Consider the following 16,126-nt stretch of genomic DNA (forward strand, 5'->3'; position numbering starts at 1 on the left):
TTTGCATCAATCGTAATGATTGATGACCCTGCACATTTGTGTTCGTCGAAACTGTATTCAGTTTTCAAAGGTCTACCGTTGTTCGCTTATTTCAAGCAAGCAACTTAATCAGTTTAACAAATTGTCAACTACCTGTCAAGAACTTTTTTATTTAATTTATCTTGATAGTTAAGCGAGAAGTAGTCAACCTCAAGTGATCAACAACTCATCGCCGCGACAACGTTATCTAATATAACGAGATTCCAAGCAAATGTCAACGACAAATTCAAACTTTTTAAAAAAAGTCAATGAAGCAGAACAACTTTGCCGCCTCACCAGCAAAACGTTGCTCAATTGCCGAAGATTGTAATCGTTATCCATTTTTAACCATCGCTAGCTTTCGTGGTCATGAACCAGTACATTTTAAACCAGCTGCTGCCTTTTTAGTCAAACAAATTAAATTCTTGGCAAATCAAAAACGTGCCACCGTTATCAATGACACGTTTTTGATTATTTTTGATTTTCAACAATTGGTTCGCTATCGTCAACTGCCACTGACTCATCAGCAGCATCGTCATAAGCCTCGCCAGTCAATGCCTCAACTGGCTTGAAGGTCTTAACGAAAGCATCCTCAACCGAGATTGGCGATTGCGGCTTGCTTTGTTCATAAAATTGAGCCGTTGCCAGGTAGACAACCGGAGCATAAGCGCAAAAGCCCAGCAGCATAATGATCAAGCCAGCATACATGATAAAGTAGATTGCCGTGTAGTTGCCGTAATAGGCTACTCCACCAAAAATCGCGCCCCAGACCAGCATCGGCAGAAAGCTAACGACAAATTCAATCGTGAAAAACGACAGCTTCTTGCCACCCATAAAGCGGCGACTGGCCGTTAGAGCATGACGCATTGACTGACCCAAAAAGGCTGGCTGTTGATCGCGATATAGCAATGGTGCCTGTGAGTATTCCAAAGTCTTCCAGAACGTAATCAAGAAGTTAACGATCCGAACCGCAATTACCAGCGCTTGATTCTTAGCTGCCAAGGCTGCCACGATATCCAACGGCAGCGTCCACAAGAAGATGAACAGACTGCTGTAAAGCGTCAGCCGCAACAGCTGGTTTTTATTCAGATGCTTAAAGTGCTTCCAGATCGTCGTTGCACTGACTTTTAGGTTCGGGTTCTTGATTTGATCCTGGTAGCTGTACAGGATACTCATGTTGACAAAGTACATGCCAAACGTTACCAAGAACCACAGAATCAAGATACCTAATGCCTCAACCACGGCAAGCAGCACTTGGCTGATCATGCCGTACATAATCAGCATCGTGGCATATCCCAGCATCATGGCGCTGCGCGTGAACAGCAGTGCCAAAAGGGCCGTCAACGCCAGGTAAAGCAGCGTGATGCCGGCAATTGGCCAAACCGCAGCGTTATATTTGCCCTTCAGCGTACTCTTTAATTGGTTGATGAATTCTTTGAGAGGCAAGTGATTGCGTTTCATTAATTCAATTCTCCTCTTTTGCTTAATATCTTTAAAAATGTTCTTCGTGTATCTTAACACATCTTGAAAATTGTACCACTGTCACCGCCTATGCTTTACAAAGTCTTCACAAAATCACGAATCCATTCCTTAAATAACAAGTTTTCCACGAAGCCGACAGCTGATCACCATTACTGAACCAAAACGTGCAAATCAAGCGCGATTGCCGATGTCAAGCACAACCGCCCCGCTTACCTACTGATCTGTAAAGTAAAAAAAGACCCGCGAGCGATTCGCGAGTCTTTAAAGAACGTTTAAGAAATTATTAGTACTTTTCCTTGCTCAAAACGTTCAGCTTTTCGTCGAAGTCGTAAACAACTGGTTGGCCGGTAGCCATTTCCAGGTTCATGATATCTTCGTCAGAAATGTTTTCGATGTACTTGGAAAGAGCACGCAGGGAGTTACCGTGGGCAGCAATGATTACGTTCTTGTTGTCCAACAGCTTTGGTGCAATTTCGTCTTGCCACAATGGAATAACCCGTTCCAGCGTAACTTTCAGGTTTTCACCACCAGGAATGGCACGTGGGTCCAGGTTAGCGTAACGACGATCCTTAGCTGCAGAGCCTTCGTCATCGGCACTCAGCAGTGGAGGCAGTACGTCATAGGAACGACGCCAAATGTGCACTTGTTCGTCACCGTACTTTTCGGCAGCCTTCTTCTTGTTCTTGCCTTGCAAAGCGCCGTAGTGACGTTCGTTCAGACGCCAAGTCTTGAATTCAGGAATCCAGAGTTGGTCGCATTCTTCCAGTGCGTAGTGCAGCGTCTTGATGGCACGCTTCAGAACGGAAGTGTAGGCGTAGTCAAATTCCAGACCGTGTTCCTTCAGTGCCTTACCGGCAGCCTTTGCTTGTTCAACACCTTCCGGAGCCAAGTCAACGTCTACCCAGCCAGTAAATTGGTTGGACTTGTTCCATTCACTTTTACCGTGACGAATCAGTACTAATTTAGCCATTGTTCGTTTGACCTCTTTCTTCTTTATGGTAAGCCGTATATAAAATACACAACAATTCAAGATATATTTTAAATCAGATTTTCGTTTGTGCCAATAGCAAGCACTTATTTATTGTGATGTTGTTCGCGATTGTTTTGCCAGTGCATCAAAATCTCACCCACAATCAAGGCCAAAATTGCCAAGCACGTCAGCACGTTTTGCAATGGCGCTTCATGCTCGGCAATCAATCCCCGCAGCAAGGCCGTGATTCCTAAGCTGATCAAAAAGTCAGCTGCCAGGTGACCATGATTCTGCATAGCGGCAGCTGCCATCGCCAAAAACTCAAGCAGCAAAAAGAAATTGATCAAGCTGCCTAATATCGAGTCGATCGATATCTTAGCACCACTCAGAAACGGTGTCAGTTCAACCAAGTGCCATAATTCTACAAAAATAAAGCAGATCAGACACAGCCCTAGAATTGCCATCGCTGCTTCCATAAAGCCTTCAAAAAAATTGCCAACACGCTTTGCCAGACGATCGAATTTTTCCATTGTCACCGCTCCATTTTCATTTTGTTGACCTTATCGTATCAAAAATTCAACGACCGTGGCAGGTTTTTAATAGCTTTCGCTGACGGGCGATCAGCTGCCTAAAGACCACACTTTTAGTTAATATGGCGCAGTGTGCCGCTTATTTTGCAAGGTCACCAATGTATAGTTGACCTTTTTTACCTAATTCCAGCATTCTTTTAATTCGTCATGATTTTAAAATCAACTCAACCGCCTAAACCCAGCTGGCTACTGCCTAAACGATTTTAGGACTCGCCAAAAAAATCCTTGGCAATCTGCAGATAGACTTGATCCGCCTGCAGATACTCCGCGACTGACAGCCTTTCATCAACCTGATGCGACATTTCTTCTTTGCCCGGTCCCCATTCAATGATTGGAAAACGGTGTTCATCCAGTATGTAGCGCGAAGCATCCGAGGCACCGTGTGAAACGGCAAGCGGCAGCGATTGCTTAGCAACAGTTTGATATGATTGCTGCACCAGCGAAACGAATGGATCAGCTGGATCAGTCGCCATTGGCATAAAGCTGGCTACGACCTCTAATTCAAACCGACCGTCCGTTTCAGCGTTCAAACGGTCAACGATAGTCTGCAGCCGGTTCTGCACTGCCGTATTATCAAATTCCAGAATCGTGCGGACATTACCTTCCAAATAAGCGTAATCGGGAATGGAATTGAGCTGACGACCGCCGTGAAAGACCGTAACGCTGTGAATCAAGTGGCCCAAACTAGGGCTTTTTTCAACATCATCAAACGCGTGACGCTCATATTCAAAAAACTCCGCCAAATTGGCCACAGCATTAACGCCTAAGCTGGGATCTGAACTGTGAGCCAGATGACCATATGATTTGATGCGATAGTCAAACGAGCCGCTGTGTGCATACTCCAGCCGGTTGGTCGTGGCCTCGCCAACGATCATTGCATCAACATCGTGCACCAATCTTTGCCGCGTCAATTCCAATGAACCCAGACCGCCAATCTCTTCATCAACCGTCGCCAACAAGCGAACCTTGCCATGCTTAGGCAGACCGGCTTCCTTAAGCTCAATCAAGGTATTGACCATTGCTGCCAAGCCGCCCTTCATGTCAACGCTACCACGACCGTAAATAGCATCATCGATTACCTGACCACAAAATGGATTATGCTGCCATTTTTTGTCGTCACCAACATCAACTGTATCAAGATGGCCGGCCAACGCCAGTACTGGTCCATTCTCTGTGCCGACTTCGGCCACCAGGTTCGTACGCCCCGCTGCCAGCGCAACCAGATTGGCCTCAATACCATGATCACTCAATACCTGTTTAAGATATTCGGCAGCTGGCTGTTCATGACCATTAACCGTATTGATCTGGATCAGTTCCTGCAAAATGCTGAGCTTGACGCTATCTTCCATTTTTTCACGTCCTTTTACTCTCATTTCATTTTAATCTTATTTTAATTTTAACACATGGAGCCAAAATCGCCAATGATTAAACATCGTTATTGCCAAACTTCAGCAAACAGCAAATCCTAAAAAAGCCTAATCAATCTGGCAGTTTAATCGTAGGTTGTACCGCGCCAATAACGTTTTGCCATCAACAGCCAATCCATTTATTCAGATGCCACAATTGGCACCATGCTTACCAACTTTTTTGCCGACAATAAAACGGTCGCCAATTCAAATTGAATCGCCGACCGTTTTAATTATTCACTTTAGTTAGTTTTTCAAAGCCTTGTCACCAATATCATGACGATAGAAGCATTCTGGTTCATCCAATTTGGCCAGGTAGTCATAAACCTTGTCTTGAGCTTTTTGCAGATCAGCATCCTCACCAATCACCATTAAAAGCCGACCGCCATCACCGTGCAGATTATCAAGATGTCCCTTGACGTTGGCATAGTCAATGGCAATGTCTTTAGCTGCCGGGAACGAACCAAGCGCCTGACCATGTACCGGCTTTTTAGGATAGCCCTTGGACGCCAGAATCACGCCCAAAACGGCCATATCGCGTTCCTCAATTGCCGGCATTTCTTGATCATTAACATTGGCATCGATCAGTTCGACCAGGTCCGTTTTCAGCCGTGGCAAGACGACCTGCGTTTCCGGATCGCCCAGCCGCACGTTATATTCAATGACTTTAGGGCCATCCGCCGTCAGCATTAGGCCAATGTAAATAATGCCATGGTAGTTGTAGCCGGCTTGATGCAAACCGCTAACCGTTGGCTCCACAACCTCATCAATCATGCGCTGACGTTCGGCATCGCTCAGCTGTGGCAGTGGACTGTAGGCACCCATACCACCCGTGTTAGGACCTTTATCGCCATCGTAGGCCCGCTTATGATCCTGCGCCATTGGTAAAATCCGGTACTGATCATCCTGCACTACGACAAACATTGAGTATTCAGGTCCCACCAGACATTCTTCCAAGACCAGCTTTTCTTCCCCTAACTCAAACATTTCCGTAATCGTGTCCTCAGCTTCTGGTGTTGTCTGAGCGATCACGACTCCCTTGCCGCCTTGCAGACCATTGGCTTTAATGACTACCGGCCGAGCAAAGTCGTTTAGCCCCGCCAATGCCGACTTCAGGTCCGTAAACGTCTCGTGCTTGGCAGTTGGCACGTGGTACTTGTTCATAAAGTTCAGCGCGTAGTCCTTAGAGCCTTCCAACTGAGCAGCTTCTTGATTGGGCCCAAAAATCTTCAGCCCGGCTTTTTGGAATGCATCCACGATCCCCGCACATAAAGCATCCTCAGGGCCAACAAACGTCCAGGCAATGGCTTGGTCCTTGGCAAACTGAATCAGCGCCTCAAAATCGTCTTCTTCAATGTTTAAAGGCACGATTCCCGCCGTTACCATGCCGATATTGCCTGGTGCACAATAAACCGTATCGACATGGGGACTTTCGTTGAGCTTTTTGGCAATGGCAAATTCCCGACCACCAGCACCAATTACCAGTAATTTCATCTTTTCCATATTTGTAAAACCTCTTTACCCAAAAAAGTCCGCGAAAATCAATCCGCGGACCTGCAAATGCAATTAGTGGCGGAAGTGACGAACACCCGTCATTACCATGGCAATGCCCATTTCATTGGCCATGTCGATCGATTCTTGATCCCGTACCGAGCCGCCTGGTTGAACAATGGCCTTAATCCCGTGTTCACCGGCAAACTTGACACAGTCATTGAATGGGAAGAAGGCATCAGATGCCATTACCGTTCGACCATCAATGGCATCACCAGCATGCTTAACCGCAATCTTCAGTGAGTCGATTCGGTTAGGCTGACCAGAGCCCACGCCCAGCGTCCGTTCGTCGTTGGCAACCACGATAGCATTGGACTTGGTGTGCTTAACGGCCTTCCAAGCAAACATCATCGTTTTAAGCTGTTCTTCAGTTGGCTTGACGTCCGTAACGCATTCCCAGTCGTGCCAGTCTTCTTTAAGCGTATCCTGTTCCTGCATCAGCACCCCGCCCATGACAGAAACGACTTCATGACGCGTTGGCTCGTCTTTGGCTGAGAAGTCAACCTTGAGCAAACGAATGTTTTTCTTCTTGGCCAAAACAGCATAAGCATCGTCGTCAAAGTCAGGCGCAATGATGATTTCCAAGAAGATCTTGTGCATTTTTTCTGCCGTTGCCAGATCAACCGGCCGATTCAAGGCAATCACCCCACCGAAAATAGAAACTGGGTCAGCTTCATAAGCACGATCCCAAGCCTGTTCCAGGGTTTCACCGCGGCCAATGCCACAAGGATTCATGTGCTTCATGGCAACAACGGTTGGTTCATCAAACTCGCGCACGCTGCGCAATGCCTCATCAGCGTCCTTGATGTTGTTGTAGGAAAGCTTCTTGCCGTGGAGCTGTTTGGCTTCAAGAATCGAGAACTTCTTAGGAATTGGATCCTCGTACAGCCAAGCCTTTTGATGACTGTTTTCGCCGTAGCGCATCGTATCCTTCAAATCGTAGGTCAGCGTAAGCTTTTCTGGGTCTTCCAAATCCAGCCGCTTCGTCAGGTACTGTGAGATCAACGCGTCATAGGCAGCCGTGGTCCGGAATGCCTTGGCCCCCAGCATCGTCCGCGTTTCCAGCGTCGTGTTGCCATTGGCCTTGATTTCATTGAGAACCGTTTCGTAATCGTTGATGTCGGTTACGATCGTCACGTCACGATAGTTCTTGGCTGCTGAACGAACCATCGAAGGGCCACCAATATCAATGTTTTCAATAGCATCGGCCAGCGTAACGTCTGGTTTTTCGATGGTTTCCTTGAATGGGTACAGGTTGACACAGACCAGGTCGATTGGCGTGATGTTTAATTTATCCAGGGTGTCCATGTGCTCAGCAACGTCACGACGCGCCAACAGCCCACCGTGAACATACGGATTCAGCGTCTTGACCCGACCATCCAGAATCTCTGGAAAGTGGGTTACTTCTTCAATACTGATGGTCTTGATGCCAGCTTCATCCAAGGTCTTCTTGGTCCCACCAGTCGAAACGATTTCAAAACCATTTTCACTCAAGCCCTTAACGAAAGGCACCAGGTTGGTCTTATCAGATACGCTAACTAATGCACGTTTCATTGGTTGTTTTTCTCCTTTGCAATTCGTTCAGTCAAAATCTTCTTAACGGTTTCTGGATATAATTCGTGTTCAGTTTCATGAACCCGCGTTTCCAACGTGTCGACCGTGTCATCAGGATAGATTGGCACGTGCCGCTGGGCAATAATCGTCCCCGCATCCAGATTTGAATCAATGTAGTGAACCGTAACGCCGGTTTCTTTGCGATGATCGGCAAAGGCCCGCTCAATCGAATGCAGTCCTGGATATTCCGGCAGCCAAGCAGGATGCAGGTTGACGATGTTGCCTTCATACTTATCCAGAATCGTTGGCCCGATAATCCGCAGATAACCAGCCAGCACGATAAAGTCAATGTCGTATTTTTCCAACACCGTCATAATCTTTTCTTCGTAGGCCTGCTTGGATCCGCAAGACTTCACGGTAAAAGTTTCATATGGAACGCCCAGTCTTTGAGCACGTTTAATTACATAAGCATCGGGGTGGTCGCAAAAAAGTAAAGCCTCTTTGCCAGGAATATCGCCATTTTGAAAATGCTCAGTCAGCACTTCAAAATTGGTCCCGTTCCCCGAGGCAAAAATTGCCACGTTCATGTTCTTGCCTCTTTTATTTAATAATCAGTTTTTCTTCATCAGCTGGTCGAGCCTGCAGTTGACCAATCTGCCATGAGTCTTCGCCAGCCTGCTTTAAAGCATCTTGAACGGCAGCAGCGTTTTCTGGCGCCACGGCTAAAATCATCCCCAGCCCCATATTAAACGTGCCGTACAGATCATCTGCATCCAAATCGCCCATCTTTTGCAGATAGCTAAAGATCGGCAACTTAGGCCAGGCACTGGAATCAACCACGGCCTGCAGGGAATCAGCAAACATCCGCGGCAAATTTTCCGGCAGACCGCCACCGGTAATGTGGCTGACCCCGTGAATCAAGCCCTTTTTGATCAATGGCAACACCGGTTTGACATAGATACGCGTAGGCGTCAACAGTGCCTCACCAACCGTTTGGCCATTCAGTTCGGCCGGCTGATCACTGAGCTTAACGTCATGATCCTTAAACAGCACTTGGCGCACCAGCGAATAGCCATTAGAGTGAATCCCTGATGAGGCCAGACCAATCAAAACATCGCCAGCTTTTGGCAAGGCCGTCGTCAGCATCTTGTCTTGGTCAACAACGCCGGTCGCATAGCCGGCCAGATCGTACTCATCTTGACTGTACATATCAGGCATCTCGGCGGTTTCCCCGCCAACCAGAGCTGCGCCAGCTTGCCGACAGCCTTCTGCCACGCCAGAAACGATCTGAGCCATCTTATCTGGTGTGTTGTGTCCCGTTGCGATATAGTCCAGGAAAAACAGTGGTTCCGCGCCCTGTGCCAAAATGTCGTTGATGCACATCGCCACGCAGTCGATGCCGATCGTGTCATGCCGATTCAGCTTTTGGGCAATCAAAAGCTTGGTGCCAACGCCATCCGTACCCGAAACCAGGATCGGATGCGTCAAGCCGGCAACCGCGGTCAGGTCAAACATCCCGCCGAAGCTGCCGATCCCGCCGACAACGCCGGGACGGTCGGTTGAAGCAACGGCATCCTTGATTTTTTTTACCATTTCATAGCCGGCATTGACGTTGACGCCGGCTTCTTCATAACGTTTCCGCTTCATTTGGACAGTCGTTCCTTTCGCGCGCGCTTTTCTTGTTCATTCAATGACTTGAGATAGCCTTCTTCAAAATCATACAGTGGCGTTGGGTAGTCACCATTAAAGTAGGCCACCGTCAGACCGCCATATGGTGCATCACCGGCATCCGGAACGTTGATCGCCTTAACGACACCATCAACGCTTAAGAATCCTAACGAGTCGGCTTCCATCAATTTACACATCTCAGGGACGGAATAATGAGCCGCCATCAGTTCAGCTCGGTTGGAGACATCGATTCCATAAAAACATGGGAAACGGAATGGCGGTGAGGCGATCCGCATATGAACCGACTTGGCGCCGGCTTCTTTCAGCATCCGCACGATCTGCTTGGAAGTCGTTCCCCGCACGATCGAATCATCGACTACGACCACGTTCTTGCCGGCAACGACCCCGCGTACAGCCGAAAGCTTCATCTTAACGCCTTGTTCCCGCAATGCCTGCGTGGGCTGGATAAAAGTCCGAGCAACGTATTGGTTCTTGATCAGCCCCATTTCATAAGGCAGACCAGCTGCTTCCGCATAACCAGACGCCGCGGAAAGCGAAGAGTTTGGCACCCCAATGACCATGTCGGCATCAGGGGCTGGCTGTTCCTTGGCCAGCAGCCGCCCCATCTGCTTGCGGGCACTATGCACTGTTACACCATGAATAATGGAATCAGGACGGGCAAAGTAGATGTATTCCATTGAACAGATGGCCAGCTTGGTGTCATCAGTATAACGATCTTCATGCAGACCATCCTTGTCGATCACCAGCAGCTCACCTGGCTGGACATCACGAATCAGCTTAGCGCCCACGATATCCAAGGCACAGCTCTCACTGGTCACGACATAGGCTCCATTTGGCATCTGCCCTAAGCAAAGCGGTCGAATGCCATTGGGATCCAAAGCTGCAATCAGGCGATCCTTTTGCAGGAACAAGAAGGCAAAGCCCCCCTTAACCATATTCAGTGTCTTTTTTAAGGCCGGAATAAAGCCCATGTGAATGTTTTGCCGAATCAAATGAATCAAGATCTCGGTATCTGAATCCGATTGAAAAACGGCGCCGTTGTCTTCCAGTTTGCGACGCAGCGTGACGGCATTGGTCAGCTGGCCATTGTGCGCCATCGCAATGTCGCCATCATGAAAATGGAACAAAAATGGCTGCACGTTGTTGATCGAGTTGTGGCCACTGGTACCGTAGCGAACGTGACCAATCGCGGCATCCCCGACCAGGCGCTCCATATCGCTTGGATCGGCAAAGACTTCCGAAAGCAGGCCACGATCCCGGTGCTGATAAAGATGTTCGCCGTCAGTCGTGACAATCCCGGCCCCTTCTTGTCCACGGTGCTGCAGGTTGTGCAGACCGAAGTAGGTGACTCGGTTGGCTTCTGGCACGCCAAATACGCCAAAAACCCCACACTCTTCATTTAGTCCTTTGATTTCATTGCGCATGGCAAAGCTTCCTCCCAAAGTTTTTGCATTTGAGCTACTGGCAAGTTGAGCTCAGCATCAGCCAGATGGACTTCCAGCCATTGCGTTGCTACGACCTCACCAGCTGGCATTGCATCGTCTTGCATGATTTCTTCAAAGGCCGCCACATTTTCTGGTGCCACACTGACCAGCATCCGGCCCGGCGTTTCACTGAAGAACTGCTTCTTATCCAGAGCGCGGAAATCAGCGTTTAAGCCCAGCTCCGTCTTAAAGACCGTTTCAGCAGCAGCTACGGCCAGACCACCCTCACTCAAGTCATGAGCGCTGGCTACCAGACCGCTTTGTTCAGCTTGCAGCAGGCGGCTCAGGTAGTCATGGACGTGCTCCAGATCAAAGTCAGCCAGCGTGCCGGCAATATCACCCGTCATCATCTTCTGCAGTTCGGAACCGGCATAGTCATCGCCAGTCTTGCCGACCAGATACAGCTTGTCGCCAGCATGCTGAACGCGGGATGGGATGACGTACTTAGCATCCTTAATCAAACCGACCATACCGACCATTGGCGTTGGGTAAATGGCCGAGCCGTTGTTTTCATTGTAAAGCGATACGTTACCGGAAATGACTGGCGTATCAAAGACGCGGCAAGCTTCAGCCATCCCTTCGATTGAATGGTGCAGTTCCCAGAAGATTTCAGGATCGGTTGGGTCACCATAGTTCAGGCAGTCCGTAATGGCTAATGGCAAAGCGCCAGAAGCAATAATGTTGGAGGCTGCTTCAACCAATGCAATCTTACCACCGACGTATGGGTTTAAGTAAACCAGGCGACCGTTGCCATCCGTCGTCATTGAAAGAGCCTTCTTGGTGCCGCGCACGCGAATAACACCGGCATCAGAACCAGGACCAACCACCGTTGAAGTCCGCACCTGTGAGTCATATTGACGCGTGATCCAAGACTTGTCGGCAATCGTTGGCTGCGTCAGTAATTTCTTGTAGACTTCAGCCACGTCATCGATCACTGGCGTCCAGTTGGCCTGTTTTTCAGCATCGATTAAGCGCTGTGGCTTTCGTTCTTCAGATTCAACTTCCAAAACGTCATCCGTCAACGTTGAAACCGGAATATCGCAGACTACCTGACCATCATGGTGCAGCACGTATTGGTGACCTTCCGTGATCCGGCCAATCGTTACGACTTCCAGATCATAGTAGTCAAAGATCTTTTTAACGTCTTCTTCATGACCCTTCTTAACACACAAAAGCATCCGTTCCTGAGACTCGCTCAGCATGATCTCATAAGCTGACATCCCAGGTTCACGCTGCGGTACCAAATCAAGATCCAGGTCCATACCTGAGTTACCTTCAGAGGCCATTTCGGCACTGGAAGAAACAATGCCAGCCGCACCCATGTCTTGGATGCCGACCAGCCATTCCGCATGGTCTTGAATCAGTTCCAGGCAGGCTTCCATCAGCAGTTTTTCCATGAATGGGTCGCCGACTTGAACGGCCGAGTGCTGTGACTCGTTGCCAGATCCAAAGTCAGCGGAGGCAAACGTTGCCCCGTGAATCCCGTCACGACCAGTCTTGGCCCCAACGTACATCACGGCGTTGCCAACCCCAGAAGCATTCCCTTCTTGTTGGTTCTTTTGGTCCATCAAGCCCACGCTCATGGCATTGACCAAAAGATTTCCCTTGTAGCAAGGATCAAAAGTCGTTTCACCAGCGACGGTTGGAATCCCCATACAGTTGCCGTAGTCGCCAATCCCGCGCACAACGCCATCAACCTTCATGCGGGTTTCAGCATCGCTTAATTCGCCAAAGTGCAGCGAGTCTAAAGAAGCGATTGGACGCGCGCCCATACTGAAGATGTCACGCAGAATCCCGCCGACCCCAGTAGCCGCGCCCTGGTATGGCTCAACCGTTGATGGGTGGTTGTGACTTTCGGCCTTGAAAACGACTGCCTGACCATCATCAATGTCAACGACACCAGCACCTTCGCCAGGGCCTTGCAAAACGCGATCATTTTTGTTGGGGAACAGACGCAGCACTGGCTTGGACTTTTTGTAGGAGCAGTGTTCCGACCACATTGCCGAATAAAGACCCGTTTCCGTGTAGTTTGGCAAACGGTGCAGCAGCTTTTCACTGATGTAGTCATATTCTTTTTCGGACAGACTCCAGTCGAGATATGGCTTCTTTTCCTTAATTTCTTCAGGGGTCATTGCTTGCTTCATTCTAATTATGCCTCCGTCTTAACCGTGCCGTTTTCCAATAAAGACTTGAACAGCCGCAAACCGTCCGTCGAACCCAGCAGTGCTTCTACGGCCCGCTCTGGGTGGGGCATCATGCCCAATACGTTGCCGCGCTTGTTGACGATCCCAGCAATGTTGCGCAAAGAGCCGTTGGGATTTTCACTTGCATAGCGGAACACGACTTGATGATTGGCTTCCAACTCATCCAAGGTTTTTTCATCCGCGTAGTAGCTGCCTTCACCGTGCGCGATTGGCAGGGCAATGCGTTCGTGAGCCTGGTACTGCGTGGTAAAAAGCGTATCGTTGTTAACGACTTCCAAAGGCACCGTTTCACAGACGAACTTTTGGCTGTCGTTTTTCTTTAGAGCACCTGGCAAAAGGCCCGCTTCCGTTAAGATCTGGAAGCCATTGCAGGTACCAAAAACCGGCTTGCCTTCATTAGCGAGCTTGATGACGGCCGGCATAACGTTGGCGAACCGAGCAATCGCGCCGGCCCGCAGATAGTCGCCATAGGAAAAGCCCCCTGGCAGCATAACCGCATCAAAGCCATCCAGACTCGTGGCCTTGTGTGAAACGTATTCGACATCAGCATTGCAGACATCGTGCAGGGCTGAATACAGGTCGATATCACAATTCGAGCCTGGGAATTGAATGACCGCAATCTTCATTTATTTCGCCTCCAGCACTTCAAACTTGTACGTTTCGATGTTGAAGTTGACCAGCAGTGATTCAGCCACTTCCTTAACCGTGTTTTCAACGGCTGCCTGATCGCCTTCAACCTGCAGATCAAAGAACTTGCCAACCGTCAGACCCTTGACTTCTTCATGCCCCAACTGGTGGATGGCATTTAAAACAGATTCGGCTTGGGGATCAAAAACAGATTGCTTGTAGGTAACGTAAATACGAACGGTAGTCATTTGATTAGTCCTCCTTAACGGCTTCTTGCAGGCGTGCGTAAACTTCATCATAGGTCGTAGTCAGGTCAGCCAGGTTCTTGCGGAATACGTCTTTATCCATGTGGGCGTTGGTCTTGATATCCCACAGACGGCAGTTGTCAGGCGAAAATTCATCAGCCAGTACCAACGAGCCGTCTGAAAGCTTACCGAATTCCAGCTTGAAGTCAACCAGCTTCATGCCGGCCTTCTTAAACAGGGGCGTCAAAAGCTTGTTGCAACGCCGTGCCAGTTCCCAGCATTGTTGGTATTCTTCATGCGTGCAGGCCTTAATGGCAACCGCGTCAGATTCATTGGCGAATGGGTCATCCAAAGCATCACTCTTGTAGAACGTTTCTTCAACTGGTTCGGCCAATTCCATGCCGTCTTCCAGACCAAAGCGAGAAGCAAAGTGACCAGCGCAGACGTTGCGCGTAACGAATTCCAGTGGGAACATGTGACACTTCTTAACCAATTCTTCCTTTTCCGAAAGGCGCTTGATGAAGTGGGTTGGAATGCCGTTATCAATCAGGTATTCAAAAACCAGCGTTGAAATATCGTTGGCTGCTTCACCCTTTCCGTCAAAGTGGTCCTTACGCTTACCATTAAGCATCGTTGCCTGATCCAGGTAAACTACCCGTAAAACGTCAGGATCTTCGGTTTGCCACATTTGCTTTGCTTTGCCGGTATATAACAGCTTTTCCATTTTTGATTGCCCTCCTTATAGGCTAAAAACGAATTGATGAATTGGTTAACGGAAAATTGTTCGTTAAATCCTGCTATTATCGTACGCATATTTTTAAAAATCGTCAAGCGTATAGCCGAACCTTTTTCGGTTTCTAATCATAAAATAATGGTTTTTATAAGTTTAACGTTTAACTAAATCGCTATTTGAATTAAATTGTTCGTGTTTTGGCGGTTGAAAAGTAAACAAAAAGCATCGACCCATCTGATCGATGCTTTTTTAGTTTAATGATGATTAATCGTCCAAGCCAACCCGCTTGAAGATGTCGTCAACATGACGCAGGTGCCAGTGGTAGTCAAAGGCATCATCCAAGTCTTCTTTGGTCAGCTGCTTTTGAATCGTTGGGTCAGCTTCCAGCAGTGGCCGGAATGGCACTTGTTCAGCCCAGCACTTAGCCGTGTATGGCTGAATCAGATCATAGGCGTTTTCCCGCGTCATGCCAGACTTAACCAGCTTGAGCAGGACCCGGCCAGAGTAAATCAGACCCAGCGTCTTATCCATGTTCTTCTTCATGGTTTCAGGGAAGACGTCCAGATTTGCCAGGATCCGACCAAAACGGTGCAGCATGTAGTCCAAAAGCGCCGTCGTGTCTGGTAAAATCATCCGTTCAGCACTGGAGTGAGAAATGTCGCGTTCATGCCACAGTGCCACGTTTTCATAAGCCGTAACAACATGACCGCGCAATACCCGCGCACAGCCGCAGATATTTTCGGAGCCGATCGGGTTGCGCTTGTGCGGCATTGCTGAAGAACCCTTTTGACCCTTGGCAAAGTGTTCTTCAACTTCATGGATTTCCGTCCGTTGCAGAGAACGAACCTCGGTAGCCATTTCTTCTAGGCTGGTCCCAATCAAAGCTAAAGCAGCGATGTATTCAGCATGCAGATCACGTGGCAGCACTTGGCTGGAAACTTCTTGCGCGCGCAGTCCCAGTTTTTCGCAGACATATTGTTCAACGCGTGGGTCAACTTCAGCAAACGTTCCCACGGCCCCAGAGATCTTACCGGCTTCAACGCCAGCGGCCGCGTGTTCGAAGCGCTCATAGTTGCGTTTCATTTCAGAGTACCAGCGGGCAACCTTGAGACCAAAAGTCGTTGGCTCAGCGTGAATCCCGTGCGTCCGCCCCATGCAGACCGTGTACTTGTATTCATTGGCCATCTTTTTCAGGATTTCCATAAAGTCCTTGATGTCTTGACGCAGAATCTCGTTGACCTGCTTAAGCTGGTAGCCTTGAGCCGTATCAACGACGTCAGTACTGGTCAGACCATAGTGTACCCACTTGCGTTCTGGGCCCAACGACTTGGAAACGTCACGCGTAAAGGCGATCACGTCATGGTGCGTGACGGCTTCGATTTCTTGAATGCCTTCCACGGTGAATTTGGCGTTTTGCTTAATTTTTTCAACATCTTCTGCTGGAATCTTGCCCAGCTTGCTCCAGGCTTCATCAGCCGCGATTTCTACGGCCAGCCAACATTGATAGCGGGTTTCATCGCTCCACAGCTTCTTCATTTCTGGACGGGTATAACGATCAATCATTAATCTTTTC

General features: G+C 48.7%; 14 protein-coding genes. All 14 read right to left on the reverse strand.

Annotated features, from left to right (window positions below; translation table 11 throughout):
* Positions 1–489 precede the first annotated feature (489 nt).
* Positions 490–1,479 (reverse strand): hypothetical protein, encoded by a 990-nt coding sequence (locus HF864_RS03760; RefSeq protein ID WP_169461770.1) that lies wholly within the window; start codon positions 1,477–1,479, stop codon positions 490–492.
* Between the two features lie 304 nt (positions 1,480–1,783).
* The gene (locus HF864_RS03765; protein WP_033934849.1) at positions 1,784–2,470 is read right to left on the reverse strand and encodes a 2,3-diphosphoglycerate-dependent phosphoglycerate mutase; all 687 of its coding nucleotides are present in this window, start codon (positions 2,468–2,470) and stop codon (positions 1,784–1,786) included.
* Positions 2,471–2,574: 104 nt separating this feature from the next.
* Entirely contained in the window at positions 2,575–3,000 is a 426-nt protein-coding gene (locus HF864_RS03770) for a phosphate-starvation-inducible PsiE family protein (RefSeq protein ID WP_169461771.1), read from the reverse strand.
* 263 nt (positions 3,001–3,263) lie between these two features.
* The gene (locus HF864_RS03775) at positions 3,264–4,433 is read right to left on the reverse strand and encodes an ArgE/DapE family deacylase (RefSeq protein WP_240936870.1); all 1,170 of its coding nucleotides are present in this window, start codon (positions 4,431–4,433) and stop codon (positions 3,264–3,266) included.
* A 279-nt stretch (positions 4,434–4,712) separates the two neighbouring features.
* The gene (gene purD / locus HF864_RS03780; RefSeq protein WP_169461773.1) at positions 4,713–5,969 is read right to left on the reverse strand and encodes a phosphoribosylamine--glycine ligase; all 1,257 of its coding nucleotides are present in this window, start codon (positions 5,967–5,969) and stop codon (positions 4,713–4,715) included.
* Positions 5,970–6,032: 63 nt separating this feature from the next.
* Complete coding sequence (gene purH / locus HF864_RS03785) at positions 6,033–7,571, reverse strand: bifunctional phosphoribosylaminoimidazolecarboxamide formyltransferase/IMP cyclohydrolase (protein WP_169461774.1); 1,539 nt, start codon at positions 7,569–7,571, stop codon at positions 6,033–6,035.
* Positions 7,568–8,158, reverse strand: coding sequence for a phosphoribosylglycinamide formyltransferase (gene purN / locus HF864_RS03790; RefSeq protein WP_056968648.1), 591 nt, complete (start codon positions 8,156–8,158; stop codon positions 7,568–7,570). The genes purH and purN overlap by 4 nt, the downstream gene beginning before the upstream one ends.
* Positions 8,159–8,171: 13 nt before the next feature.
* Positions 8,172–9,218 (reverse strand): phosphoribosylformylglycinamidine cyclo-ligase, encoded by a 1,047-nt coding sequence (gene purM, locus HF864_RS03795; protein WP_169461775.1) that lies wholly within the window; start codon positions 9,216–9,218, stop codon positions 8,172–8,174.
* Positions 9,215–10,684, reverse strand: coding sequence for an amidophosphoribosyltransferase (gene purF / locus HF864_RS03800; RefSeq protein ID WP_033934855.1), 1,470 nt, complete (start codon positions 10,682–10,684; stop codon positions 9,215–9,217). Before purF ends, purM begins: the two co-directional genes overlap by 4 nt.
* Entirely contained in the window at positions 10,660–12,888 is a 2,229-nt protein-coding gene (gene purL, locus HF864_RS03805) for a phosphoribosylformylglycinamidine synthase subunit PurL (protein WP_169461776.1), read from the reverse strand. Before purL ends, purF begins: the two co-directional genes overlap by 25 nt.
* A gap of 5 nt (positions 12,889–12,893) precedes the next feature.
* Complete coding sequence (gene purQ / locus HF864_RS03810; protein WP_033934857.1) at positions 12,894–13,574, reverse strand: phosphoribosylformylglycinamidine synthase subunit PurQ; 681 nt, start codon at positions 13,572–13,574, stop codon at positions 12,894–12,896.
* On the reverse strand, positions 13,575–13,823 hold the full coding sequence (gene purS, locus HF864_RS03815; RefSeq protein WP_169461777.1) for a phosphoribosylformylglycinamidine synthase subunit PurS: 249 nt from the start codon (positions 13,821–13,823) through the stop codon (positions 13,575–13,577). It abuts the gene before it with no gap.
* A gap of 4 nt (positions 13,824–13,827) precedes the next feature.
* Positions 13,828–14,544: a phosphoribosylaminoimidazolesuccinocarboxamide synthase gene (gene purC, locus HF864_RS03820; protein ID WP_128513394.1), complete on the reverse strand. Its 717-nt coding sequence runs from the start codon at positions 14,542–14,544 to the stop codon at positions 13,828–13,830.
* 273 nt (positions 14,545–14,817) lie between these two features.
* Entirely contained in the window at positions 14,818–16,116 is a 1,299-nt protein-coding gene (purB, locus tag HF864_RS03825) for an adenylosuccinate lyase (protein WP_034539039.1), read from the reverse strand.
* Positions 16,117–16,126 lie beyond the last annotated feature (10 nt).

Source organism: Lactobacillus sp. MRS-253-APC-2B, assembly GCF_012843675.1.
Lineage (GTDB): Bacteria > Bacillota > Bacilli > Lactobacillales > Lactobacillaceae > Limosilactobacillus > Limosilactobacillus pulli.